Genomic DNA, 25,904 nt, shown 5'->3' on the forward strand with positions numbered 1-25,904 from the left:
CTTGTGAAAGGTAATGCAACGATTGAAGGTACAACCACCACTCAAGATCTTTTGGTGAATGGCGACAGTACCACGAAGGGGAATTCAACGATTGGAGGAAGTCTAACCGTTGAAGGCAATACTGTTTTACAAGATGTAACGATTAATAAATCTTTAACTCTTGCGGATAATGCGAAAATTGATTTAGGTAATTCTGATATTGAAGGTAGCTTTAATATTTATGGCAATACCGACAAAAAAACGCTTAGTCAGGCATTGGATCAATTACAAATGACCGGACCACTCGTTTATGTCGATCCTAAAACAAACAAAGATGTTCAACATCGAACAGATGTTGTAAGACTCAATAGCGGCTCGGACAAACCTGTACGGGTAACAAATGTCGCAGATCCGAAAGAAGCCAGCGATGCAGTAAATCTCGGTTATTTTGACAAGAAATTGTCGCTAAATATGCGCGATGTGCATAGTCGTATTAATCGGGTTGATCGTCGCTTACGCAGTGGTATCGCTTCCGCTGTTGCAATGAGCTTACTACCGCAATCTTATCGTGCAGGTGAAAGTGTTGTGAGTGTTGGTGGTGGTACTTACCGTGGTGCATCGGCAATCGCAGTGGGCTACTCCAGAGTGACCGACAACGGTCGCGTTATTATCAAAATCGGTGGTAGTGCGAACAATTCAGGAGATTATGCCGGTGGTGCAGCGGTTGGTTGGAAGTTCTAATTAACCTAAAAGTGCGGTCAAAATTAGTAAAGTTTTTAATCTTTACCCTGACTGCACAAAATCTGATATAAATAATGAGCGTACTTAAAGTACGCTCATTTTGTAATATCTAAACGATAATGCAGTGATTTTACGAAAAATTCGGTATTCACTGTTGCTAAACTTAATTATAAATTGCTATTTATGAGCTGCTCATCGAGAACCATACCTTTTACCAATCTAATTTAAAATGAGGACACAACTATGAAATTAAAAACAAGCCTAACATTTATGGCTGCTTCATTACTTTTAGCAGCTTGTGATCAATTCGGTTCGTCCGATAAAAATGCTCAAGCAGCAAATGTTTCATCATCGAACAATACTTTTGTGTATTGCACGGCGAAAGCACCATTGGGTTTTAGTCCTGCACTTGTGATGGAAGGCACCTCTTATAATGCGAGTTCACAGCAAGTATATAACCGATTGGTGGAGTTTAAAAAAGGTTCGACAGATATTGAGCCTGCCTTAGCGGAAAGTTGGGATATTAGCGAAGACGGCTTAACTTATACGTTTCATCTCCGTAAAGGGGTAAAATTCCATACCACCAAGGCGTTTACGCCAAGCCGTGATTTTAATGCCGATGATGTGCTTTTTTCATTCCAACGTCAGTTAGATCCAAATCATCCTTATCACAATGTGTCAAGAGGTACTTATCCTTATTTCAAAGCAATGAAATTTCCTGATTTATTAAAATCCGTAGAGAAAGTGGATGACAATACTGTTCGTATTACCTTAAATAAAAAAGATGCGACGTTCTTAGCAAGTTTAGGGATGGATTTTATTTCCATTTATTCTGCAGAGTATGCGGATGCAATGCTAAAAGCAGGTAAACCGGAAACCATTGATAACCGCCCTGTGGGTACGGGCCCGTTTGTCTTTGTGGACTATAAAATTGATCAGGCGGCACAATATGTGGCAAATGAAAATTATTGGAAAGGACGCACACCGCTCGATCGCTTAGTGATCAGTATCGTACCGGATGCTTCCACCCGTTATGCAAAATTACAATCGGGAACTTGCGATTTAATTTTATTCCCAAATGTGGCAGATTTGGCAAAAATGAAAACCGATCCGAAAGTACAGCTCTTGGAACAAAAAGGCTTGAACGTAGCCTATATCGCATTTAACACAGAAAAAGCACCTTTTGACAACGTAAAAGTGCGTCAGGCATTAAATTATGCGGTGGATAAAAAAGCCATTATTGATGCGGTGTATCAAGGCGCCGGCACACCGGCAAAAAATCCGTTGCCACCAACTATTTGGAGTTATAACGATGAGGTTCAAGATTATCCATATGATCCCGAGAAAGCGAAACAACTCTTAGCAGAAGCAGGCTATCCGAATGGCTTTGAAACTGATTTCTGGATTCAACCGGTGATTCGCTCATCAAACCCAAATCCAAAACGTATGGCTGAACTGATTATGGCTGACTGGGCAAAAGTGGGGGTAAAAACCAATCCGGTAACTTATGAATGGGCGGATTACCAAAAACGGGCAAAAGTCGGTGAATTAACGGCAGGTATTTTTGGTTGGTCAGGCGATAACGGTGATCCGGATAACTTCCTGTCTCCATTACTGTCGAGTGCTAATGCCGGCAATTCAAACCTTGCCCGTTTTAAAAATGCTGAATTTGATGCATTGTTAGATAAAGCAATCGGATTAACGAATAAAGAAGAACGTGCAGCATTATATAAACAAGCACAAGTTATTGCTCACGAACAAGCACCTTGGATTCCGGTTGCTCACTCCGTCGGATTTGCACCACTAAGCCCACGTGTTAAAGGCTATGTTCAAAGCCCATTCGGCTATGATGCCTTTTATGGCGTGAGTGTTGATGGCAAATAATGACTAATGAAAGTGCGGTTAAAATTGACCGCACTTTTTTCTTACCCCGATATTATGTAGCAAATGAAAAAAGTCGGAATTTCAACAAAATGCGGGAACACACTGCGTGTGTCCGTTATAAAACCAACTTATTTTAGTATGTTATAAACAGACACACGCAGTGTATTCCTACAAATAAATCCTAAATTAGGTTTGTACAATTGCTACCAATACTGTATTAGTCGCCTATTTACCTCCCACCACAAATAAGAATAATTATATTTTGCAAAAATTCTATAAAATCCTTTTTTCTTCCGTATAATGGTTTGGACTATTTCTTTTATTTGTAAATTCGTGAAATGGTGAAAAAATCACTCACAAAATAGGAGCTAAAATGGATTTCAATCGAATTATCACTCACATGAATGATCATCATCAAGATGATATGAGCGCTCTCTGCAAAAAATTTGGTGGAGAAAGAGAAGTTAGTGAAGTCAAACTGCTTAATGTTGATTTTGGTGGTTTGGATTTTGAATACAATAACGGCAAAAAACTACGGGTAGAATTTCCTCACCCTGCAGATGAAAACTCAATTAAACAATCCATCATCACACTTTGCGTAGAAAGTAAACCCGTGGAAAACTATGGTCGAATCAAAACAAAAATTGATGAATTTCGCCAAAGTGTAAAAAGTTGTGTACTTGCTACGCTTGATGCTAAGGGCACACCTATTGCTTCTTACGCCCCGATCATTTCTCTTGATGGTAAAAACTATATTTATATCAGTGCTATTGCGGAACATTACGACAATTTAAAGCGAAACCCGAATCAAGTTGAAGTCATGTTTTTAGAAGATGAAAGCCAAGCCAAATCAATTATTGTACGCACCCGCCTTCGCTACAAAGCCTCTGCTAAGTTTATACCAAGAGGAGATCCGATCGTAGAAAAGGCCCTTGATAAATTAGCCGAAACCATGAACGATGTCGGCGGTATTAAAACCATTAGAGATTTTACAGATTTTGATCTCATTGAATTAACGTTTGGAACAGGGCGCTTCGTACGTGGTTTCGGTCAAGCCTACTCAATTAGTCCAAGCGGTGAAATTTCACATATCGGCGTTAAAGGCAACCCGCACGGAAAAGCTGCCTCTAATCAATCTTAATTGACGAACCTTCTTGCAAGATCTATCCTAGCCTCAATAATTTTCACTGGGGCTTTTTCTTGCAAAGGAGACAAAAATGGATTTGCATAATATTCGAGAAGAGTACCGCAAACGGGTACTGTCTCAACATGATTGTCATAAAGATCCGATTTCACAATTTGAATTATGGATGAATGAAGCCATAACAAGCCAAGTCAATGAACCAACAGCAATGAATGTTGCGACGGTGGATGAAAACGGCAAACCAAGCAGCCGTATGGTATTACTCAAAGAAGTTAATCAACAGGGTTTCGTTTTCTTCACCAACTACCACAGTAAAAAGGGACTGGCTATTGAACATAACCCCTATGTTGCACTGACTTTCTTTTGGCCGGAGCTGGAACGCCAAGTTCGTATTGAAGGCAAAGCTGTTAAAATTTCAGATAAACAATCCGATGAATATTTTGCCAGTAGACCTTACACAAGCCGAATTGGTGCTTGGGCAAGCAAACAAAGTGCGGTCATTTCCGGCTATAAATCTTTATTGGCAAAAGCAGCACTTGTCGCCGCGAAATACCCTATTAACGTACCGCGTCCCGCACATTGGGGCGGCTATTTAATCACACCGAATTGTGTAGAATTTTGGCAAGGTCGCCCAAGCCGTTTACACGATCGTATTCAATACCGTCTCGAAAATAATATTTGGATTCGAGAACGTCTTTCACCTTAAAAAAACAAAGCTCCTCTCCATTTAATGCTCATAAAAAGTAAAGGGAGCAAATCCTATGCTCCCCTTTTGTTATATTTTGAACAGTAAATTATTTACCCTGTAATGCCTGTTTTATGATAAAGAAAATATCCGTTTGATCCAGCAACCCTGAAAACTCATAGGCTTTTGGTCCGTAAGCGGCAATACGGAGCTGACTTCCTGTGTGTTGTTGCTCGTCAGCTTCTTTTCCTGTACCGTAACTAATCGTCATGATTGAATTATCTTTTGCTTTAAGCGTTTGAGTTAAACCTGCCGGTTTCGCTTTATTCGGCACTAATTGGCTGGTGTGAGCGTGATCTGCAGTAACAATCACTAAAGTTTGCCCGTCTTTGCGAGCAAATTCCAAGGCAGATTGTACAGCTTCATCCAAATCAACGGTTTCACCGATTTGTCCGCAAGGGTTCGCTTTGTGATTCTGCTTATCAATAGATGCGCCTTCAACTTGTAAGAAAAAGCCATTCGGATTTTCTTTTAGCAACTCAATAGCTTTTTCTGTCATCTGAGCTAAATTTGGAATTGTTGCATCACGTTCCGGATTGGCTTGACACGTTATTGGGTTATCATGATTTCCCTCAAAAGTGGCTTGTCCGCCTAACCAACGAACCGGCATATTTCCACTGGAAAATAATCCTAGAATAGGAAACTTATTGTTTTTATCCAATTTATTTAAATCTTCAGCATTATTCACTAGGCTAAACCCTTTATCAACCGCTTGTTGCCATAAAGTGCGATCTTTAAATTCTCCCGCATTAGGCTTTTCATCAAAGGTTTTACGCCCACCACCAAAAACAACATCCGGAGGATTGGATAAAAATTGTTCGGTAATAGAACCCAGACCACCATTTTCTAACGCACTTTCTGGGCAACGTTCAGCAGTTGCAGACGGACCGTAACATTTTCGGTGACTAATATGGGCTAAGAGTGCAGCCGGAGTTGCATCTTGAATTTCAGCTGTCGTGACATTACCCGTACCTTTCCCCAATTTTTTAGCAATTTCCGCCAAGTTTATTACAGGTTTTCCGTAAACATCTACACCTATCGCACCGTTATAAGTTTTAATTCCCGATGTCCAAGCTGTCGCCGAAGCCGCAGAATCCGTAACCTGTTCAATAAGTTTTGTCTCTTTATCAAGCGCATAAGTCGTGATATGACCGGAAAAAGGCAAAGCATCAATTCCTTTAAACGCACCTGCTGCACCTTCCGCATAATTTCGAGCAATGGTAATTTCAGAATCGCCCATTCCATCGCCAATTAATAAGATTACATTTTTAACTTGATTTTTTTCCAATAACTCACTTAATTGCGATTTTTTACTTTCAGCTAAACGCTTTGCTCCCCCTTGTTGGGAAATATCCTTATTGATTACATTTAGTTCAACCGCATTTACCGATAACATGAAAGCATTCAAAGATAAACCGAGTAATGCTTGTTTGCCTATTGATTTCAATTTCATTTTTTTCTCCTATCATATGAATTGAACGAAGGCATTCTAAAAAAGCATTATGACATTTTAATGACATGAAATTGGCATCCATAATATTTCAACAATCGGTTAATTTTGCACCTAATAAAATAGAAAAGTATGGTCATCTTTTATAAAGAATTTTATGTTATTCCAAATACATATCAATAAACCTACAATGCAAAAATGTGGTATCGATCACAAATTGACAATTTACTGATCATTACATGACTTTTTTGGGAAAAAATTCACACGATTTACCAAAAAAACAGTAGAATAACGGGCGAATTTTTATCTTTAATAATTGAGGTTTACTATGGACGTTTTAATGAGCATTCTTGGCATAGTGGTATTAATTGCCATCGCATTATTATTCTCAAATAATCGTCGTGCGATTAATTGGCGAACAGTACTAGGGGCGTTTGTAATCCAAATTGGATTTGCCGCCCTTATTTTATATGTACCAGCAGGTCGAAAAGTATTAGGCGCAACCGCCGATGCCGTAGCTAACGTAATTGCTTACGGTAATGAAGGGATTAACTTCGTCTTTGGCGGATTGGCAGATCCAAGCAATATAGGCTTTATTTTTGCGGTGAAAGTATTACCGATTATCGTCTTCTTCTCCGGATTAATTTCCGTGCTTTATTACTTAGGCATTATGCAATTGGTGATTAGAATTATTGGTGGTGCTTTGCAAAAACTATTAGGTACATCAAAAGCAGAATCTATGTCCGCCGCCGCCAATATTTTCGTTGGACAAACAGAAGCACCATTAGTGGTGAAACCTTATATCAGCCGTATGACAGAATCCGAATTATTCGCCATTATGGTAGGCGGATTGGCTTCTATCGCCGGCTCGGTTATGGCAGGCTACGCGGGCATGGGCGTACCGCTTAATTATTTGATCGCAGCATCCTTTATGGCGGCTCCGGCAGGATTATTATTTGCCAAAATTCTTTATCCGCAAACCCAGCAGTTTATTGATTCTCAACCTGAAGCGGACGACAGCGAAAAACCGTCCAATGTGCTGGAAGCTATGGCAAGTGGCGCAAGTGCCGGTATGCAATTAGCACTCAATGTCGGTGCAATGTTAATCGCTTTTGTGGCCTTAATTGCCCTAATTAATGGTATTTTAGGCGGTATCGGCGGCTGGTTTGGTTATGGCGATTTAACCTTACAAACCATCTTCGGCTGGATTTTTAAACCGCTTGCCTACTTAATCGGGGTGTCTTGGGAAGAATCCGGCATTGCAGGACAAATGATCGGGATGAAATTAGCCGTGAATGAATTCGTTGGCTACCTTGAATTCACAAAATATTTACAACCGGATACACCTGTCGTATTAACTGAAAAAACCAAGGCCATTATCACTTTCGCGCTCTGTGGCTTTGCAAACTTTAGCTCCATCGCCATCCTAATTGGCGGCTTGGGCGGTATGGCACCGAATCGCCGTGGCGATATCGCCCGTTTAGGCTTAAAAGCCGTTATCGGAGGAACATTAGCCAACTTAATGAGTGCCACCATTGCCGGTCTTTTCATCGGATTAAGTGGCGCACTATAATAAGTGCGGTCAAATCCCGCCACATTTTGCACCACGATTAACGTGGTGCGTTTCTTTTCATTATTGTCAAAAAAGAGGTAAATACAATGACTCCACATATCAACGCACCTGAAGGTGCATTTGCTGATGCAGTATTAATGCCGGGTGATCCGCTTCGTGCGAAATATATCGCAGAAACATTTTTAGATGATGCTAAAGAAGTCACCAATGTACGCAATATGCTTGGTTTCACAGGCACTTATAAAGGTCGTAAAATCTCAGTGATGGGACACGGTATGGGGATTCCGTCTTGCTCAATCTACACTAAAGAATTAATTACCGAATATGGCGTGAAAAAGATCATTCGTGTCGGTTCTTGTGGCGCAGTAAAAATGGATGTCCAATTGCGTGATGTAGTGATCGGGTTAGGGGCTTGTACGGACTCTAAAGTAAACCGTATCCGTTTTAAAGATAATGACTTTGCCGCTATTGCCGATTTCGGTTTAACAAGTGCGGCAGTTGCAGCCGCAAAAGAGAAAGGCATTGCAGTGAAAGTCGGGAATTTGTTCTCAGCGGATTTATTCTACACACCGGATGTTGAAATGTTTGATGTGATGGAAAAATACGGCATTCTTGGTGTGGAAATGGAAGCTGCAGGAATCTACGGGGTAGCGGCTGAATTCGGCGCCCGTGCATTAACCATCTGTACGGTTTCCGACCACATTCGAACTCACGAACAAACCAGTGCGGAAGAGCGCCAATTAACCTTCAACGAAATGATTGAAATCGCATTAGAAAGTATTTTAATTGACGATAAAAACGCCTAATTCAAGACTAAAAAAGAGCGGTCAATTTGACCGCTCTTTTACCTTATAGGCTCAATATTTCCTCCGCCAATTTCCTCGCCCCTTTAAAATCCACTTTTCCACTGCCGAGAAGTGGAATTTCATCGACTAAGAACACTTGGCTTGGGAGCATAATTGGTGGCACGTTGAGGGATTTAATTCGGGCGTTAATTTCCTCAAGACTGAGTGGCGATTTCACCAACAAGACAACACTTTCCCCTTTTTTCTCATCGTTTACTGCTATCGCGACAAATTGGTTTTCATCGCTCAACACTTGGGCGATATTTTCTTCCACACTACCAAGACTGATCATCTCGCCGCCGATTTTGGCGAAACGGGAATAGCGATCCACAATAGTGATAAAGCCGTTTTCATCAATATGCCCTTTGTCGCCTGTTTTGTAATAGCGCACGCCGTCAAGTTCGGCAATGACTTCACTGGTTTTTTCAGGATCATCCAAGTAGCCTTTCATCACTTGTCCGCCACCAATGAGAATCAACCCGTCTTCACCTGTTGGTAATTCTTGTAACGTATTCGGATCAACGATTTTAATAATCGTGCCAGGCAATGGCATACCCACTGTACCCGCTTTGTTGAAGGTAAATTCTTTTAGACTGTCAGGATCTAAAATATTTGGCATATTGACGCTTGCAACCGGTGCGGTTTCTGTCGCACCGTAGCCCTCGTAGATGTCTAAACCGAATTTTAAACGGAAAGCCTCTTTCACGTCCGCTTTCAATTTTTCCGCCCCGGCGATCACCATTCGTACACTTTGTAGCATTAACGGATGCAATTTTTTATTGCGGGCATATAAACGGAAGAATGTCGAGGTGCCAAATATAATGCTCACGTTATGGCGGGCGCACATTTTGCCTACTTCGGCGCCATCGGTCGGATCTGCCACACTCACCATTTTGATGCCTTCACACAATGGCATTAAGGTAGTTACCGTTAAGCCGAAAGAATGGAAAATAGGCAAAGAATTTAAAATCACATCATCTTCTTGGAAGTTGAGCAATTCACTTACTTGTTTAATATTGGTGAGCAGATTTTTATGGCTCAATTCAATGCCTTTTGGGGTGCCTTCGCTACCGCTGCTAAACAAAATCGTTGCCGTATCATCCAAACGTACATCCGCAAAATGCATCAATTTAATCCACCAACGAGGAGCAAAAAACGCTGTTAAAAGTGACCGCACTTTCTCACTTTTCGTGATTTTTTTGCCTAGTTCTTCCGCAAAAATTGTTTTTCCGGCTAACACCTCATCAAAGGCAAAACCTTTGGCATTCAGTTTATTTAAGAATTTTTCAGCGGTAATGACTTTATTAATATTCGCCTTGACGAGGGCTTTTTCCATTACTTCCGGGCTGAGAGTATAGTTCAAATTAACCGGCACTTTACCCATTACCATCAACGCCATATTCACAATGGCACCGATAGCCGAGCTTGGTAACAAGACTCCAACATTCCTCTCATCGCCTAACGCTTTTTTGAGCTGTTTGCCGAACATCAGCACAGCAGCAATAAACTTGAGGTTATTCAGTTTCATACCTTGTCCGTCCACCACGCATTCCTTGAACAAGTTGGATTTTGCACTGTTCAACCAATGGTGCGTGAGCGGTTTGCGTTTGGCAATCACTTTTTCCCACACTGAGAAGGAAAGTTCGAGCACTTTTTGTTTCATTGCTGTGGCATCAATAAAGCCGTGAATCGGTTTGCCAAACGCGACTAAAATTTCACGTTTGCCTTGTTTTTTCGTAAGGTTTTTATAGAAATTATCAGCACGGGAAAAACTGCTGCCCCATAAACCCCTCAAATAAAATGGCACAGTCGTTACGTTATCCAAATCTTTCAATACGTGTTCAAAGCCTTTTTTAAATTCATTGATCTGACCGTTGTAGCTGATATGACCTTCCGGGAATAACGCCACCACTTCACCACGTGCCAAATATTCACGAATCGTTTCAATGGACTCACGGCTTGAACCTGCACCAATAGGAATCACACGGAAAATACGCAAGAACCACGTCAAATACCACTTATTGTAAATGGGGCGGAACATCACAAATTTAATGGCGCGTGGACTGGCGGCTTGCAACACGAGCCAGTCAATCCAACTAATATGGTTACCTAATAATAATGTGCCGCCGCTTTGCGGAAGATTTTTTAATCCCTCCACATGGAAACGGTAATTGGTTTTCAGCAAAGGTAAGAGTAACAAGCGGACGAATAAATGCGGAAGTTTCCACATGGCATAAAGGCTGCCCAATAAACAAACCACAGAAATCGTTAAGAAAATACCAATGGTGGAAAGGCTAAGTTCGATAAATACAATGCTCAGTAGCAAAAAGCCAACCATAAAGATATTTTGGATAAAGTTGTTGCCTGCCATAATTTTGCCACTGCTTTTTTCAGGGGCGAAATATTGAATGGTCGCATTGAGTGGCACGATAAATAAACCGCCAAAGAAACCGAATCCGAAAGAAAAAAGCATCAGCGAGAAATTGGTACTGACCAAAGTTAAGCCAACGAGCGAAACAAAAATTCCTAATGCTCCAACCGGTACAATCCCCAATTCGATATGCAAACGGGAAACTCGCCCGGCAAGGTAAGACCCGACAATTAACCCTAAACCGCTAACCGCAAGAATGGCTTGAATAATCACGGCATTATCTACATTAAACAAGGCTTTGTAATGCGCCGGAAATGCCGCCACAATCACTTGTGATACACCCCAGAAAAGACTCAAGCCAATCACACTTAGCCAAATATTTTTATCGCTACGCAAAGTGCGGAGATTATCTTTCAAATAACCGAAAGATAAATATTTTCCCGCAGAGAATTTTTCATTTCCTTCTTTTTCTTGTGGAAAGAAAGGAATTTTGAAGGCAAAGAACGCTAAACACAACTAGTGCGATACCAATCATCCAAACACTTTGTAGCACCTCATTCGGATTATCAGAAGGCACATAATAGCCTTCAAAGAAAATGGAGAAGGCAAAAGAGCTAAACAAAATCGCCACAATGGTTAAGGCTTGAATCACACCGTTGGCAAGCCCGATGTTTTCCGTGCCGACAATAGATTTGATAAGGCTATATTTAGCCGGAGAATAGACCGCACTTTGCGCCGCCAAAATCAGCGTTAAGGCAAAGGCGAGATAAAATTCGCCAATCACATAACTGAATAAAATCGCCGTTGAAATACCTACCGCTGCCAAGCTGCTCCAGCGAATTACCTTGATACGGCTGAATTTGTCGTTAATAAATGCCGAAGGCGAAAAAAGAAAAATAAAGGGCAATAAAATCATTGCGTTGATTAACGCTGTTAATATTACTAAGGTATTGCCTTCAAAACTTTTCAACAACACATTTTGAATCGTGATTTTATGGGCTAAATCCACGCCCGCATTCAAAAAAACAATCGCCAAATAAGGCACAAAACCTGCATATTTTAAGAGTTTCATTTCACCCTCTCCGTTTGATAAATTTTTAAGGTTTGCATATTTAATACATAAGGTTTCAGCACTAACAGCAAATCAAAAAGATGTTTAAGTTTTTCGTCTTTTTGCTCATTATCTTTTAACGCCGATAAGGTAAGATTCACCTCTTGTGTCGCAAGCGTTTTCGCCGTTTGTAAATAGGTTTTCACCATTTCACGTTCTATCTCATTACAACGGCAAATAATGGCTAAAATATCCCGTTCTTTTGCGGTAAAAATTCCCTCGCGCGGATTAAGTAAGCCCTCGCCTACCATTTCTTGCAATTCGCTCTCAGAAATGGAAAATTCTTGACAAAGTTCTGATGGTAAAAAGGTTTCATTTTCCGCCCCCATAATAATGCCAATCAATGAAATCAAACTTTCATAGGGATTTTGCCAGTCAAAATCAGGGTGAGAAAAAAGTTGTTTAATTTGAGAAATGCTCGCATTGAAATTGGTTTGCAGATATTTAATAAATTCCAACAAACCAACACAGCGATCATCATAGAGATGAAAATTCGGTTTATCTTTCAACGGCTCAGGCAACAGCCCCTCTTTCACATAATACAGTACTGTCGATTTTGGCGTTTGGCTGAGCTTCACCAAATCATTCATTTTTAACATAAGGTTTCCCTCTTAATTAAATTTGAAGAGGATTCTATACTCTACACCATAAAAAGTAAACAGTGCCGCTTTACAGTTTTCAAGATAAGGAAAACGTAACCATATTTAAAAACACTTAGAAAACCAACCGCACTTTAGAATTAATACGCCACCCAGATTTTTTCTAACTCCATTTTATCGGGGTGGTAGCGGTAAACGTTGATACCGCCGTGAACCGCTTGTCCGGTAACTAAGATATTTGCCTTGGGAGCTGAATCAACACTATTTGACTTTTCAAAGGCATTGGTTGAAATTGCAGGATAAAAACCAATGTTCACATAGGCTTTTATCCATGGGTCACCGACAGTATATAAATTCATATATTCTTTTCCCGTACCATCCATCATGCCTGTTTCTTTTAATTGTACAAATTCTGAATCTGTAACAAACGCATAAGCGATAGTGTCCGGTGTCGAAACCCCAACGGCTTCAAAAATAGGTTTATTGCCACTTACGTCATACTTTCGGGTATTTTTATCGTAGATACCATAAATGGATGCCAATTCTTGGCGGTGGTTTAAATTTTCAACCGACCACATATAATCTCGCCCATTTTCCCCTCCCCCAACAATCCACTTTCCATCAGGACTAAATAAGGCATCTGAGCGTCCGCCAAAGCCAAAAAGCTCTGCTGCCGGTTTTAACGTATTCCGATCCCATAAAACGACACCATTATAGCTACTTTTTTTATAAACGCTGGGCTGCACAGGATCGGCTGTAGGATTAAATTGAACGACCGAGCCATCTTCTCGTGTGCCTCGCCCTGATGAGGCTGTTAAAAAATATTTATCCGATAAGGCAAAATTATAGTGTCGCCATGTCGGCGTATCCGTATAAATCGGCACCATATCATCGCCATAACCTTTATAAATTTCCCCCGTCCGATCTGCACTGATATAGAGTGTTCGGTCTTCACTCATTAAATGCCGTTCGACTTTATAATGCTTAAAATGGGCAATCTCTTGCCCCTCTACATTTTGAATATGCACAACATTATTTTTATCCTGCCACATAAAATCATGGCTGTTCGGAATAAAATAAGGGCTGTTTGTATTGACTCTTTCTGCCAGCACTGTCTTCGTTCGTTTTTCTATATCCCAAAGTACCAGTTTTTTTCCATAATGCGCACTTACAACATATCGACCATCACTGGAAATACTTAAATTTCTGACGCCTTTCGTACTGGAAAAAACATCATGGCGGTTTTCATACACATAATATCCCCCCCAACCTAAGGCGATAAATAAAACTAAAAAAAAGAAATTTTTCATTGTTCACCTCCCAAGTTTTTAGGGTATCGCCCAAATTTTGAATGTTCCTGAATTTTTCTATCCATAATCCATTCTTTATAACTGTATTCGTAAATTAATGGAAATACCTGATGTCTATCCAAATCTAACCACTCCCAGGTTCGCATCGCCGAATGGGAAATAAAATAATAACGTTGCGAACCATCATCTTCGTCAATTACCTGACCAAAATATCCTAGTTTTTCCTCATTTTTACCTAATTCAGCAAGAAATGGATCGTGTAACATTTTTTTCCGTTGTAAAGATAACTCCTTTCGATTTTTATCCAATCCGAGTACAGTTTGCCGATTCCCTTGATGCCCCAACGCTGCCCGCACTTTAAAATAATTGTCCCTTTTCTCCCAATCCGATAACGCATTTCCGATTAACACCTCAATAATGTGATTTAACACCTCTTCAGGGAAACATTTGAAATGGCTCCAAGGCTTCAAATAGGTTAATGGCGGAATAAAAGTCGGGCTATTTGCCGGATCATTCACTCTCGCCGCTTCCTCTCGAATCAATGCCGCTATTTCTTGTTTATAACGGTTAACTTGATAAGCATGAGGCAGTTTCGCACATTCATCGGGGCGGTATTGTTTCTCTGCACCGGCATACAGCAAATCGCAGGTGTGTTTGATCTGGATAACCGATTTCTCATAATCATAAATTCGCGTATCTTTATAATATTCTTTTAGTGCCGAATTGCCTGTGGTAAAAGACAGATATTTGCTCGGATAAGCCCCGCCGATTAACGCAACCGGTTCGTAATCGCTATAACTATTATCGCTGCCTAATACACCGTCTTCTTGTGAATATAATACGGTAATATGTTTCGGCACTTTATGGGCATAAGGGAAAATTTCCATAGCGAGCGGATTGAATACTTTCTTCGCATCATAATTATCCAAATTCGTTAGCGCATTATCTGCCACCGCAGGCTCCCATAAAATCAGGTTATCAATCCGATGATCATATTCACCCGCCATATCGCCTAAGATATTCATAGCGGAAAGTGCGACCCTTGCCCCTAAAGAATGAGTGATGATGTTGATTTTTAGCCCTTGCTCAATCAACTGTTTCAACACGCTGGCAAGTTTCCGTCCGGCTTCATTAGCGTACATTTCCGCACGAAAGAAATTTAAATCCGGATCGACACTGCCCGACCAAGTAACGCCAACAATCCGACTATATTTATCCCATTGATCAAATTCCACCAATTTCTTTTTCCCCGAAGCAGCAAGATTCAAATGAAATTCAACATGAGGAAACCAAGATAAAGCTTCTTTACCATTCAGGCTCGGTGACAATTTATCATAGCTTTTTTTTACTTCAGCAAGAGCAAAAACATCCCGATCCCCCACTTTTGTATAACTCACGCCTTTGGCTAAATAATTTTTTTCTAACTTCCTATGTAAATCGACATTAACCGCCTGTTTCATCAATTTATTGTCATAGTACAGATAAGGTTTTTGAGCTTGCTCCGGCGATAATTGGCTCCTATACTGCACTTGTTCGCCAAGTTCTTCACTTGAAGCAAAACGCCCTAAACGCCCCAAAGGGACGTTATAACCATGGATAAATAATGTTGTATGTCCGCCATCATCAATAAGCTGCTGAATAACCTTCTCGGTTAATTGAACCGCCGGCTCATTCTGTCTTAAGCGTAAATTCACCAAAATCGGTGGCGGTAAATACACCGCTTCTACTTTGTTTTCCGTAAAACTCACTTGTACTTTTAAGGGATCAGCAAGTTGTTTCAACGGTTCTTTTGATATTGTAAATTCATCTTGACCATCGGAAATCTGATTTCGTGCTTTGATTAGTACATACCCATCCGAAGCCTTAAAAGGCGTATGTTCAGTCTGTTCCGTTAAGCGCCGATTATCTTTTTTCGTATAGGTTGAAGACACAGCTTCACCACCCGATAGCTGCCAAGAAATTTCACCGCATAGCACACCATTATGCTTGCTTTCGCCGCTCTCAATCTTAGCCGGATATGCCTTGCCGGAGCTATCAAACACCGTCACCATAATACCATCCGGCAGCTTACGGTATTTATTTAAGCTGTCACGATGATAAATTGTCACATTAGCACGACACATATTTGTCGGGCGGTCAATTTGTTCCGGCTGATGAGATACTATCATCTTATTAAGTGCGGTATCTACACTAGACATAATATACTCCTGTTGGTTGTAATTGGTGGCGAATGCGACCTTGTTTTTCGAGTTGATCAAAGCGCTTTTCTAAATAAAATTGTTTCTGCTGTTCCGTTAAATCACTCATTAAAATATTATTCAATTTGTTTTCCGGGTCGAGATAATTCACCGAATCACCATAAATAAGGTTTGCCAATGCAAATTGTAGAACACTGATCGTTCCTTTCATTTGTGCGGCTTTTGCCAAACGATAAGCATGATTGACCGTTTTTTCTACGATATCCTTGCCATAAGCGTTAGCAAATTCAGGGTGTTGTTCCATAATTTCTTCAATAATTTTTTTGCATAGCGATCTATCGTGAAGTTTGGTAAAGGCTTCAATTTCAAATTTATCAAATTGTTTTTTGGCTTGTTTAAACGTCGATAAATCAACAATGGGTTCATATTCGATCAACTCATCGCCATGTTTAATGCAGAATACCTTTTTAATCATCTTTCCATTAAAAAATGCAGCTAATTTGGTGGGATAAGTTTGCAGACGATCAAGGTATTCTTCTAAAGCGATAGGATCGAGGAAACGAAGGTAATAATAATGTCCCGTATAATCAGGCAAAATGAGCCATTTACGGAAATGGTTCAATAGTTCCTCAAATTCTGCATCAGAACGAAAAAATGTGCCGATATTGCGTTCACCATAATTAATTCCTTCTACATAATTTTCACCATTACGGCAAAATAGACGAGGCAATATTTCATGCCCTTTAGGAAGTTCAACCAAATAAGGCGCACTTTTAGCGTAGGTTTCGGCTTTTTCACCTTGGAATAAACAAGCATAACGAATGCCCTCACCGTGAAATAACCTCGGGAAGAAAGGGGATTTTGATGCCTTAATGACTGCATAGCATTTATCACTCGGTTCGTTATCCCATAATCGGGTCTCAATAATGGGAGGCACTTCAAATAATGCAAATGTCGATACCGCACATTGTTCCACCCAAGAAGGAATAGAATAAATTTGTTTTTTGAGATTGAGTGTCGTTGTTTGATGAAGAAGATTACGATCCGGATAAAACAAAAAGAGCGGTTGATTTTTCGAGAGTTTTTGAGCTTCCGAATAAAGTATTTCTCTCAAATCCTCATCTGCGTGATGTTGCACGTAGGTTTCTAAAGGCAAGATATTGAATGAGAAAGAAAAACGAAGTTGGTGTTTCATCTGATAATACTGAATATAGCTTCTTGCAATATTCTCATTCTCACCGAGAACCAAAATCAATACTTTATCTTGGCTTTTATCTGTAATTTGGAAAGCATCTTGAACCCAAATAGAAGGTAAATTGTCGAGCATAAAATTGATCTCCAAATAGTATAAAAAATCTTCACTATTATACTGAAAAGTAAGCATATAAAAATGAGAGGGTAAAAAAAGAGCGGTCAAATTGACCGCTCTTTTTATATTCATTATCGTCTTGGTAAGTAACGAATCGGATCGATCGATTTACCTTTATAACGAATTTCAAAGTGAAGTTTTACGCTATTGGTACCTGTGCTACCCATTTTAGCGATTTCTTGCCCTGCTTTAATTTCCTGCTGATCACTCACGAGGATTCTGTCATTGTGCGCATAAGCACTCAAGAAATCATCATTGTGTTTGATAATGATAAGGTTGCCATAACCACGCAATGCATTGCCCGCATATACAACCCGACCCGCAGCAGCGGCTTTAACTGATTGTCCGCGAGAGCCTGAAATATCAATCCCTTTATTTCCACCATCTGAGCTTGAGAAACCTTGGATAATATTTCCGCTTGCCGGCCATGTCCAAGCAACATTAGATGCAATAGGTGCGGCGACATTTGCATTTACCGGTGTCGTATTTCCTGTTGCAACCGGAGCACTTGGTACATTTGTAGAAGTCGGTGCAGCAGAAGGAACACCTGCACCTGATTTCACCGGACCAATAATCGTACCGTCAGAACCAATTTGCGTGCCGTTTGCACCCGCTCTGTAAGTAACGGCAGGTTCAATCGGTTTCACAGGTGCTGAGGCTGCATTTGCCGGCACGGTTGTCGTCACGGTTTTAGTAACACACTTGCCGATTTTTAAGGTTTGACCGACACTTAAACTATAAGGCTCAGACATATTATTCATTGCTGCAAGCTCTTTCACGTCCATACCAGCCAAGTAAGCGATTAAAAACATGGTATCGCCTTTATTGACTTTATAGGTCTCTCCTTTATACGAGCCTTTTTGGATTTGGCTGTAATCCGGTGCATTGGTATTTGGATTGCGTGGCACGTTAATTGAGCCTGAGCTCGTGCAGTCTGACACAGTTTTTGTTACCGTCTTTGTCTGAGGCTGTATAGGGGCAGATACGACAGGTTGTACCGGTTGATAAGTCGGTTGAAAATTCGGCTGTGGTGTTTGAGTTCCAACGGGCACACCTGTTGCATTGGTTCCCATATTATTCGGCATGGTATTTTGTTGAATCTCAGGCTGCCAAGTACCGCTACTGTTATTATCTACCGGTTGCATAATGCCCGGTGAAAGTGTACCGCCTGCATTTTCAATCGGTGCTTGCGTATTAGATGAACAAGCACTTAAAATTGCAACACTCAGGGGTAACAATAAAAACGATTTTTTCATTTATTTTTCCTTCTTATTTCATTGTATTTGGCATAGTTTGTTGTTCTATTTCCGGCATAAAACTGCCACCGGCAACGGCACCTGTTCCTTCAACCGGTTGCATAATACCATTCGGTAAAGCATCAGGATCGCTCACTTTCGGTGAATTCGGTGAAGAACAGGCGACTAAAACTACCGACATAGACAACGCAAATAAATATTTATTCATAATATATCCTATTATTTCAAAATAAAGTAAGCCACTACCGCAAGTGCAACGACTGACCAACCAATAATTTCAATAGACTTACGCAATTTTGCTGCAAATTTTTCTCCGCCCCATGCGGCGAGTTTTGCAACCAGTAAAAAACGTGCCGCACGGGAAATAAATGCGGTCAAGACAAAAGGGAAAAATGCCATTTGCATCACACCGGCACAAAGCGTAAACACTTTATAAGGAATCGGGCTAAAACCAGCAACAAAAATAACAAGTACGCCCCATTGCTCAAACCACTTTATCGCCGTTGCCCAATGCTCTCCATAACCCCATTGTTGTACAATACCTTGCACCCAATCCGTCGCAAAATAACCAATAGCATAGCCGATTATTCCGCCTAGGATGGAGGCAATGGCAGTATAAAGGGCAAATTTGACCGCACTTTTTGGCTTCGACATCGACATAGGTATCAACATCACATCCGGAGGAATAGGAAAAAAAATCGCTTCAATAAAACTCACAAAGGACAGCCAAAACATGGCAAAACGATGTTTCGACCATTCCATGGTTTTATCATACATTGCCCCAAAAATATTCATTTCCTTCACCTTTTAATTGTCGCCGAGCAAAGTGTCGCATTATTCACGTTCCAACCAATCTTGTAAAGCCAGAATTGAATGATGGGCTGTCATATCGGCTTGAATAGGGGTAATGGAAACATAACCATTCTTCACTGCATGAAAATCCGTACCTTCTTGCTCGTTCTCCGGTAAACCCGCAGGACCAATCCAATAGATAGCTTCACCACGGGGATCTTCTTGTTTTATCACCTCTGCCGCAGAAGAACGGTAACCCAAATGGCAAACTTTATAACCTTTGAGTTCTTCGTAAGACAAATCCGGTACATTAATATTAATAATTTCACGAGAATTTAATAATCGGTTATGCAATTTCGGAATTAAATCCGCCACCACCCGTGCCGCTGTTTCATAATGCTGACGACCATCTAAGGAAACCGCAATGGAAGGCAACCCTAAATGACGCCCTTCCAATGCCGCCGCCACTGTACCGGAATAAATCGTATCATCACCCATATTGCAACCTGCATTAATGCCCGACACCACCAAATCTACTTGACCGGATAAAAAACCATTTAATGCTAAATGCACACAATCTGCCGGTGTGCCATTAATACAATAATCACCGTTATCTAAATGACGAGGGCGTAAAGGCTCGACTAAGGTTAATGCACTAGACGCAGCACTCCGATTACGATCCGGAGCGACAATTACCACCTCCGCAAATTTGCGTAATTCTGCCGCTAAAACTTGAATCCCTTCCGCATGAAAACCATCATCATTACTTAATAAAATTCGCATTATGCTTCCTTATAATTTACTAATTCCCTAATAAGTGCTGTGGCATAGCTGCCAGCCGGCAAATAAAAAGAGAGTTTTAATCCTTCCTCAACAAACTGCCATTGAAAACCTTGTGCCTGCATTAACAACGGACGGCGTGCCGCTTTCATTTTTTCCTGTTTCATTAAAGGAGAAAACGCATTATGTTGTTCCACAATGTCATTTTCGATCGCTGAAGCCACAAGGTTTTCTTCACCGATTAGAGGGGCTGTAAGCAAAATATCCTGTTGATTTAACCGCACTTGTAAGGCGTTCAAATCTTCTGATTCATCCGCTTTAAACCAACTGTGTGAACCTTTTAATTGCACGATATCATTTAGCAAAACTTGTTGTGCAAGATTTTGCTCAATCCGTGCCGCCGCTACTAAATTGAAAATCTCACTGCGTGCGGCGGAAAGGTAAAAGCTACGTTTTTTGCGATCTTTCACCTTAATTTCGCCTTGAGCCCAACGCAGTGCCTGTGTGAGGTTATGACCATCACGCCCAAAGCGTTGTTCCATAAAATAATTGGGAAACCCAAAATTTGCCACAAAGTTTAGGCGAGCCTTTAATTCATCGGTTTCTTGGGCATCACGTAACAAAATTTCAAAATAGTTGCCTTGCAAACTTCCCGTGCGAATTTTGCGATGATGGCGGGTTACCTCTAAAATTTCTATGCCTTCCAATACAAATTGACTGAAGTCCGGTGTTTCCTGTCCCGGCATTTGCAGGCAGAACCATTGTTCCGTAATAGCTTGACGATCCTTTAAACCGGCATATCCCATATTGCGTTCCGACACACCGGCAAATTTTGCCAGCTTCTCACCGACAAATAAGGTGTTACAAGCTGTCTTTCGTACTTTTAACGCCACAAACTCCCCTTCGCCCGACATTTCATAGCCAAGGTCTTCCTTCACTACAAAATCCGCACATTGTTGCTTTAAAAGTGCGGTGGATTTTGGCGGTGTTTTTAAGGTGAGGTAAGGGAGTTGTTCAAGCATGGTTTAATAAGTTTGGGTTGATAGTCCGCGAAATTCTATGCGACTTTTGAGGATTTATCCACTAAAATAACCGCACTTTTCACGCCAACTAAGGAATTAACTATGACTGATTTTGCCGAACTTCAAACGGAAACACGCGAAATTATCACTGATTTATTAAATGATGGTAGCGACCCTGCCGCCCTCTATATTATTGAACACCACGTTGCACACTATGACTTTGATACATTGGAAAAAATTGCGGTGGATGCCTTCAAAGCCGGCTATGAAGTATCAGAAGCGGAAGAATTTGAAGATGATAATGGGAAAACCATTTTCTGTTTTGACATCATTAGCGAAGTGGAATTAAAGGCAGAAATTATTGATGCCCAACAAAAGGAAATTTTACCTCTAATTGAGAAACACAAGGGCATTTATGATGGCTGGGGAACTTATTTTGAAGATCCGAACGCCGATGAAGACGAATACGGAAACGACGGTGAATTTTTTGATGACGATGAGGTCGAAGAACCGCATTTACACTAATTGTCTGACCGCATAAATAAAAGTGCGGTCACAAATTTGAACGTTGGCTTTGCCAACGGCACCAAAGGCGTGAATAAATCACTTTAGTGATTTATGAATAATTTTTGGAGAAATTTATGAAATTAAAAGCATTCGGTCTTGCCCTGTTAGCCTTACCACTTAGCCTGTCTGCATTGGCAGAAAACAGTGCAAATCCGCCAAGCAATATTGTGTCATTTAGCACTGAAGTGGAAAAAAACATTGAGCGAGATTTATTGAATGTACGCTTGTTTTATCAAGTAGATGGAAAAAATTTAGCGGATTTAAATAAGACCATTTCAGAGCGCTTAAATAAAGCCGTGAACATTATCAAAGAACAAAGTGCGGTAGAAATTAAAGAAAATTTTCGCAACACTACTGTACGTTATGATAATGAAGGCAAAAAAAATGGTTGGGTTGCACGGGCAACCTTAGTGTTGGAAAGCAAAGATTTCCAAGCCTTATCCAACGTAATAACGTCCCTTGACGGCATTCTTGCTGTGGAAGAAATGAATGCAACATTATCCTCTGAAAAATTAATGGGTATCGAAAATGCATTAACCCAAGAAACCATTGAAAAATTCAAAAAGAAAGCCACATTAATCCAGCAATCATTGCAGATGAAAAACTACCGAATTCTTGATTTAGAGATTTCATCAGCAAATGAAGCAGCACCGATTCGCGCCTATGCCTCACCGAGAGCAGCAAAGGTGGCGATGCTATCCGCTGAGGCTATGAGTGGTGCAGATAATGCCTTTTTAGAAAATGGAAAGGAAACAGTACGAGTGCGTGCAAATGCCCGAATTGAATTGCTTAAAGATTAATTTTCTATACAATTCTTTTTTCTTCTATAGAATGACAATGACTTTTACACAATAAGGAAACCTCATGAATGTAGCAAAAAACGTAGTGGTGAGCATTGCTTACCAAGTTCGCACCCAAGATGGTGTATTGGTGGACGAAGCTCCGGCAAATCAACCATTAGAATATTTACAAGGTCATAACAATTTAGTCATTGGTCTTGAAAAAGCTTTGGAAGGCAAAGCCGTAGGCGATAAATTTGAAGTTCGTGTTCAACCGGAAGAAGGCTATGGCGAATATAATGAAAATATGGTGCAACGAGTACCAAAAGATGTTTTCCAAGGTGTCGATGAGTTAGTGGTGGGAATGCGTTTCTTGGCTGATACAGATATCGGTCCGGTTCCAGTAGTGATTACCGAAGTTGATGGCGATGAAGTGGTGGTGGATGGTAACCATATGTTAGCCGGTCAAGAATTACACTTCACTGTTGAAGTAGTGGCAACCCGTGAAGCGACCCTAGAAGAAATTGCTCACGGTCACGTTCACGGTGCACATGGTCATCATGACAATGATGAAGAAGGTCATGGCTGTGGTTGCGGTGGTCATCACCATGATCATGGACACGGCGGTTGCTGTGGCGGCGGTGGTCATAAACACGATGAGCATCACGGACATGGCGGTTGTGGCTGCGGCGGCCATTAATCCTTCTAGCAAGATACAAAGGGCAACATAATATTGCCCTTCTTTTGAAGTTGAGTATGTTTTTATTGTTCTGATATCGTAATCAATAGATATTAACAATAATATCAATTTTTGATTATTAAAACGTCAGTTTCTCTTGAATTTTAATTAAAATCCAGTATCATCGCAGACTGTTGTAATCTTATAGCCAACGAGAAATAAATCTTGACTTAATGTGCGAATAGGTGCAAAATGAGAGTAGCAAACAGCAAACAGCAAACAGCAAACAGCAAACAGCAAACAGCAAACAGCAAACAGCAAACAGCAAACAGCAAACAGCAAACAGCAAACAGCAAACAGCAAACAGCATAGCTAGCTGCCAGCCCCTTCTTTTTATCATAAAAACTCAAGACACAGTGGTCTTTAAATCAAGTTCACTGTGTCTTGAGTTTTTTAGTTTTCTCAAGATCTCTCAGCGTTATCTAAATCTAAAATAGGTGCGCTGAGTTTATTTTTAATGACCATTTTCTTTTTTCCCCCTTTTTTTAAGGTTTAAGGCGTGTGTACGCTTGCCAAGAAATTAAAAAGTAGTTTTCCGGAGGATAAATAAAATGAGTTATTTTAATTCACTTATCATTTAATTATTAAGAGGTTTTATATATGAATAAAACATTACTCTGTTTGGGGATCATTGCTACCCTAACCGGTTGTGCACGTGATGTTAATCAACCGTTAGAAGTATGGAATAATTTCAGGGATAGTAACATTTCTACCCAACTAGGTGAGAATCAATCCCTAGCTGTGTTCTATCGTCAGGATGACGTTCAAGGCCCTGCTATTAATGTTTATGTAGATGGTAACTATCAGACATCATTGTTACCTAATGCCTTTACTCCGGTTGCGCTTTGTGCAGATAAACATACATTCACTTCATCTTTCACAACAAACGTACAATTTGGTAATCGTACGCACGGCGTAAATTATACATTGCCGGTTAATGAAGTAACTTATATCAAAATCACTCAACAAAATGGCAAATTGAGCTTTACTCGAGTAGAAAGTGCGGTTGCAGAACAAGAAGTTTCAAAATTACCAAAAGAGAATCAAACCTTATCCCGCGTACCGAGCCCGGCAAATTGTGGTGCGGCAGTACTTGCGGTGGAGTCTTTGGATGCAAGTGCATTATTCGGTTTCAATAAATCAGGTTATAACGATATCTTACCAAATGGTAAGGAAAAAATTAGGGAATTTGCGGATAAAGTAAAAGAAATGCCATCCATTAGTAAAATTCTTGTATCCGGTCACACCGACCCAATCGGATCTACAGCTTATAACCAAACATTATCACAAAAACGTGCCAATACGGTGAAATTAGCGTTGCAAAAAGCAGGCGTTTCCACACCAATTGAAGCTGTTGGCTATGGCAAAGCTGAACCAGTTGTAACAACCTGTGATACCTATAAAGATGCACAACGAAATCAATGTAACCAACCTAATCGTCGTGTTGAAATTGCAGTTTACGGTAAATAATTTATTAGTAAGGAATAAATATGTCGACTACATTAAAAGTATTAAGTGCAAAGAAAGTAATTGCATCTCACCAAATTAATCAAGGTGATACATTAGTCATTGATGCAAGAGATAAATCTAACTATCAATTAATTGACGATCAAACAGGTTTTGGTCCACAAAATATTATTGCTAAACGTGAAGGGAAAGATTTAAAAATCTTCTTAGAAGATGGTGATATGAATCCGGATGTGCTAATTAAAGGCTACTACGGTGATGAAAATTCTGAAGAAGTAACCAATTTAATCGTTGGGCAACACGAAAACGGCGGTATCTATGCTTATGTGCCGGAATCCGGCTTAAAATCGGATGCGGTTAGTATGTTAGCGGAAGAGGTGGCTGCACCACAAGCCTTAGGCGGCGAAGAGCTAGCGAGTGCCTTCTGGGCGTTTAACCCTTGGTGGTTATTAGCGTTAGTTCCGTTAGCAGCAGGTATTGCGATCGCAGCAAGTAGTGGCGGAAGCAACGGTGACAGTAATAATGGTAATGCCGATAACACAGCGGATAAACCAACATTAGATGCCAAATCAGACGGTTCTGTAACGGTAGCACCAGGTGCAGACAACACCAAAGTTGTGGTGAAATATACCGATGAAAGTGGTAATAAAAAAGCAGCAACCTTGACGAAAGATGCAAATGGTAACTGGTCATCAGATAATCCGGATGTAACCCCGAATGCAAACGGAACATTTAGCATCCCGGCGAATAAAGTTAAAGACGGTTCTAAAGTAACGGCTACCGGTACAGATGATAAAGGCAATACCGCTAATGTAGATGCAACAGCAGCTAATAATCCAACTACGTCACGCGTACCAGGCGATGTTGATGGCAATGGCAATGCAGATGCGAATGACAATGATGCGACTACTGAGAACGGAGGTCCAAAAGTCAGCGTTCCTGAAGCAGCAGATGGTGTAAACAAAACAGAAGCGTCTGACGGCGTACAAGTGAATGTCACTTTACCGAAAAACACCAAAGCAGGTGATACAGTAACANTAACGGTTACGAAACCGGATGGCTCCACAGTAACAGTCGATCACGTTGTAACCGATGCGGATGAAACTGCCGGTAAAGCAGCTGTAACGATTCCAACAACAGAGATAACCGCAGACGGTGATTACAAAGTGGTAGCAAAAGTGAC

The 25,904-nt window shown here is 40.6% G+C and carries 20 protein-coding genes and 1 pseudogene; 10 read left to right on the forward strand and 11 right to left on the reverse strand.

All coding sequences use genetic code 11. The annotated features are described in order from the left end of the window. The 4 genes from A3GE_RS11565 to pdxH form a co-directional block, all read left to right on the forward strand. Positions 1-720, forward strand: a 720-nt coding sequence (locus A3GE_RS11565) for a YadA family autotransporter adhesin (protein WP_018356166.1), incomplete at its 5' end; no start/stop codon positions are given. A 243-nt stretch (positions 721-963) separates the two neighbouring features. Next, positions 964-2,604 (forward strand): ABC transporter substrate-binding protein, encoded by a 1,641-nt coding sequence (locus A3GE_RS0104950; protein WP_018356167.1) that lies wholly within the window; start codon positions 964-966, stop codon positions 2,602-2,604. Between the two features lie 373 nt (positions 2,605-2,977). Beyond that, entirely contained in the window at positions 2,978-3,745 is a 768-nt protein-coding gene (locus A3GE_RS0104960) for a HugZ family heme oxygenase (RefSeq protein ID WP_018356169.1), read from the forward strand. Positions 3,746-3,821: 76 nt separating this feature from the next. After that, on the forward strand, positions 3,822-4,454 hold the full coding sequence (pdxH, locus tag A3GE_RS0104965) for a pyridoxamine 5'-phosphate oxidase (protein WP_018356170.1): 633 nt from the start codon (positions 3,822-3,824) through the stop codon (positions 4,452-4,454). 88 nt (positions 4,455-4,542) lie between these two features. Here the strand turns inward: pdxH and phoA are convergent, their stop codons facing one another. Further along, positions 4,543-5,946, reverse strand: a complete 1,404-nt coding sequence (gene phoA / locus A3GE_RS0104970) for an alkaline phosphatase (RefSeq protein WP_018356171.1) — start codon at positions 5,944-5,946, stop codon at positions 4,543-4,545. Between the two features lie 325 nt (positions 5,947-6,271). Between phoA and A3GE_RS0104975 the strand changes: the two genes are divergently transcribed. Together A3GE_RS0104975 and deoD are read left to right on the forward strand one after the other, a co-directional pair. Then, on the forward strand, positions 6,272-7,516 hold the full coding sequence (locus A3GE_RS0104975) for a NupC/NupG family nucleoside CNT transporter (RefSeq protein WP_018356172.1): 1,245 nt from the start codon (positions 6,272-6,274) through the stop codon (positions 7,514-7,516). Positions 7,517-7,602: 86 nt separating this feature from the next. Beyond that, the gene (gene deoD / locus A3GE_RS0104980) at positions 7,603-8,322 is read left to right on the forward strand and encodes a purine-nucleoside phosphorylase (protein ID WP_018356173.1); all 720 of its coding nucleotides are present in this window, start codon (positions 7,603-7,605) and stop codon (positions 8,320-8,322) included. Positions 8,323-8,365: 43 nt separating this feature from the next. Here deoD and A3GE_RS11460 read toward each other — a convergent pair. The 10 genes and pseudogenes from A3GE_RS11460 to truD all read right to left on the reverse strand — a co-directional run bounded on the left by A3GE_RS11460 (position 8,366) and on the right by truD (position 21,169). Next, positions 8,366-11,804: pseudogene (locus tag A3GE_RS11460) on the reverse strand (acyl-[ACP]--phospholipid O-acyltransferase). Further along, entirely contained in the window at positions 11,801-12,442 is a 642-nt protein-coding gene (locus A3GE_RS0104990; protein ID WP_018356174.1) for a MerR family transcriptional regulator, read from the reverse strand. Before A3GE_RS0104990 ends, A3GE_RS11460 begins: the two are co-directional and overlap by 4 nt. Positions 12,443-12,582: 140 nt before the next feature. Next, positions 12,583-13,752 carry a WD40 repeat domain-containing protein gene (locus tag A3GE_RS0104995; protein ID WP_018356175.1) on the reverse strand — a complete coding sequence of 390 codons (1,170 nt, stop codon included), beginning with the start codon at positions 13,750-13,752 and terminating at the stop codon, positions 12,583-12,585. Continuing rightward, positions 13,749-15,950: an alpha/beta hydrolase gene (locus tag A3GE_RS0105000; protein WP_018356176.1), complete on the reverse strand. Its 2,202-nt coding sequence runs from the start codon at positions 15,948-15,950 to the stop codon at positions 13,749-13,751. The genes A3GE_RS0104995 and A3GE_RS0105000 overlap by 4 nt, the downstream gene beginning before the upstream one ends. After that, positions 15,943-17,277, reverse strand: coding sequence for a DUF4123 domain-containing protein (locus tag A3GE_RS0105005; protein WP_018356177.1), 1,335 nt, complete (start codon positions 17,275-17,277; stop codon positions 15,943-15,945). Before A3GE_RS0105005 ends, A3GE_RS0105000 begins: the two co-directional genes overlap by 8 nt. A gap of 113 nt (positions 17,278-17,390) precedes the next feature. Then, on the reverse strand, positions 17,391-18,575 hold the full coding sequence (nlpD, locus tag A3GE_RS0105010; RefSeq protein WP_018356178.1) for a murein hydrolase activator NlpD: 1,185 nt from the start codon (positions 18,573-18,575) through the stop codon (positions 17,391-17,393). Between the two features lie 13 nt (positions 18,576-18,588). Next, the gene (locus tag A3GE_RS0105015) at positions 18,589-18,783 is read right to left on the reverse strand and encodes a putative periplasmic lipoprotein (RefSeq protein ID WP_018356179.1); all 195 of its coding nucleotides are present in this window, start codon (positions 18,781-18,783) and stop codon (positions 18,589-18,591) included. Between the two features lie 11 nt (positions 18,784-18,794). Next, positions 18,795-19,370, reverse strand: a complete 576-nt coding sequence (locus A3GE_RS0105020) for a YqaA family protein (protein ID WP_018356180.1) — start codon at positions 19,368-19,370, stop codon at positions 18,795-18,797. A gap of 39 nt (positions 19,371-19,409) precedes the next feature. Further along, on the reverse strand, positions 19,410-20,150 hold the full coding sequence (gene surE / locus A3GE_RS0105025) for a 5'/3'-nucleotidase SurE (protein ID WP_018356181.1): 741 nt from the start codon (positions 20,148-20,150) through the stop codon (positions 19,410-19,412). After that, positions 20,150-21,169 (reverse strand): tRNA pseudouridine(13) synthase TruD, encoded by a 1,020-nt coding sequence (truD, locus tag A3GE_RS0105030; protein ID WP_018356182.1) that lies wholly within the window; start codon positions 21,167-21,169, stop codon positions 20,150-20,152. Before truD ends, surE begins: the two co-directional genes overlap by 1 nt. Before the next feature lie 102 nt (positions 21,170-21,271). On the opposite strand from truD, the gene rraB reads away from it, so the two are divergent. The 4 genes from rraB (at position 21,272) to A3GE_RS0105055 (ending at position 24,724) form a co-directional block, all read left to right on the forward strand. Next, positions 21,272-21,694: a ribonuclease E inhibitor RraB gene (rraB, locus tag A3GE_RS0105035; protein WP_018356183.1), complete on the forward strand. Its 423-nt coding sequence runs from the start codon at positions 21,272-21,274 to the stop codon at positions 21,692-21,694. A gap of 116 nt (positions 21,695-21,810) precedes the next feature. Beyond that, positions 21,811-22,536 (forward strand): SIMPL domain-containing protein, encoded by a 726-nt coding sequence (locus tag A3GE_RS0105040; protein ID WP_018356184.1) that lies wholly within the window; start codon positions 21,811-21,813, stop codon positions 22,534-22,536. A 64-nt stretch (positions 22,537-22,600) separates the two neighbouring features. After that, positions 22,601-23,215, forward strand: coding sequence for a peptidylprolyl isomerase (gene slyD, locus A3GE_RS0105045; protein ID WP_018356185.1), 615 nt, complete (start codon positions 22,601-22,603; stop codon positions 23,213-23,215). A gap of 639 nt (positions 23,216-23,854) precedes the next feature. Then, positions 23,855-24,724 carry an OmpA family protein gene (locus tag A3GE_RS0105055; protein WP_018356187.1) on the forward strand — a complete coding sequence of 290 codons (870 nt, stop codon included), beginning with the start codon at positions 23,855-23,857 and terminating at the stop codon, positions 24,722-24,724. Positions 24,725-25,904: the final 1,180 nt, after the last annotated feature.

It is taken from the genome of Rodentibacter pneumotropicus DSM 21403 (genome assembly GCF_000379905.1).
GTDB lineage: Bacteria > Pseudomonadota > Gammaproteobacteria > Enterobacterales > Pasteurellaceae > Rodentibacter > Rodentibacter pneumotropicus.

Bases quoted from the DNA above. Each gene is read 5' to 3' on its own strand.
- A3GE_RS0105000 (WP_018356176.1), bottom strand. From the start codon at position 15,950: ATGTCTAGTGTAGATACCGCACTTAATAAGATGATAGTATCTCATCAG.
- A3GE_RS0104990 (WP_018356174.1), bottom strand. From the start codon at position 12,442: ATGTTAAAAATGAATGATTTGGTGAAGCTCAGCCAAACGCCAAAATCG.
- phoA (WP_018356171.1), bottom strand. From the start codon at position 5,946: ATGAAATTGAAATCAATAGGCAAACAAGCATTACTCGGTTTATCTTTG.
- A3GE_RS0104950 (WP_018356167.1), top strand. From the start codon at position 964: ATGAAATTAAAAACAAGCCTAACATTTATGGCTGCTTCATTACTTTTA.
- truD (WP_018356182.1), bottom strand. From the start codon at position 21,169: ATGCTTGAACAACTCCCTTACCTCACCTTAAAAACACCGCCAAAATCC.
- nlpD (WP_018356178.1), bottom strand. From the start codon at position 18,575: ATGAAAAAATCGTTTTTATTGTTACCCCTGAGTGTTGCAATTTTAAGT.
- surE (WP_018356181.1), bottom strand. From the start codon at position 20,150: ATGCGAATTTTATTAAGTAATGATGATGGTTTTCATGCGGAAGGGATT.
- A3GE_RS0105015 (WP_018356179.1), bottom strand. From the start codon at position 18,783: ATGAATAAATATTTATTTGCGTTGTCTATGTCGGTAGTTTTAGTCGCC.
- A3GE_RS0104995 (WP_018356175.1), bottom strand. From the start codon at position 13,752: ATGAAAAATTTCTTTTTTTTAGTTTTATTTATCGCCTTAGGTTGGGGG.
- A3GE_RS0105055 (WP_018356187.1), top strand. From the start codon at position 23,855: ATGAATAAAACATTACTCTGTTTGGGGATCATTGCTACCCTAACCGGT.
- rraB (WP_018356183.1), top strand. From the start codon at position 21,272: ATGACTGATTTTGCCGAACTTCAAACGGAAACACGCGAAATTATCACT.
- A3GE_RS0104960 (WP_018356169.1), top strand. From the start codon at position 2,978: ATGGATTTCAATCGAATTATCACTCACATGAATGATCATCATCAAGAT.
- A3GE_RS0105040 (WP_018356184.1), top strand. From the start codon at position 21,811: ATGAAATTAAAAGCATTCGGTCTTGCCCTGTTAGCCTTACCACTTAGC.
- deoD (WP_018356173.1), top strand. From the start codon at position 7,603: ATGACTCCACATATCAACGCACCTGAAGGTGCATTTGCTGATGCAGTA.
- slyD (WP_018356185.1), top strand. From the start codon at position 22,601: ATGAATGTAGCAAAAAACGTAGTGGTGAGCATTGCTTACCAAGTTCGC.
- A3GE_RS0104975 (WP_018356172.1), top strand. From the start codon at position 6,272: ATGGACGTTTTAATGAGCATTCTTGGCATAGTGGTATTAATTGCCATC.
- A3GE_RS0105005 (WP_018356177.1), bottom strand. From the start codon at position 17,277: ATGCTCGACAATTTACCTTCTATTTGGGTTCAAGATGCTTTCCAAATT.
- A3GE_RS0105020 (WP_018356180.1), bottom strand. From the start codon at position 19,370: ATGAATATTTTTGGGGCAATGTATGATAAAACCATGGAATGGTCGAAA.
- pdxH (WP_018356170.1), top strand. From the start codon at position 3,822: ATGGATTTGCATAATATTCGAGAAGAGTACCGCAAACGGGTACTGTCT.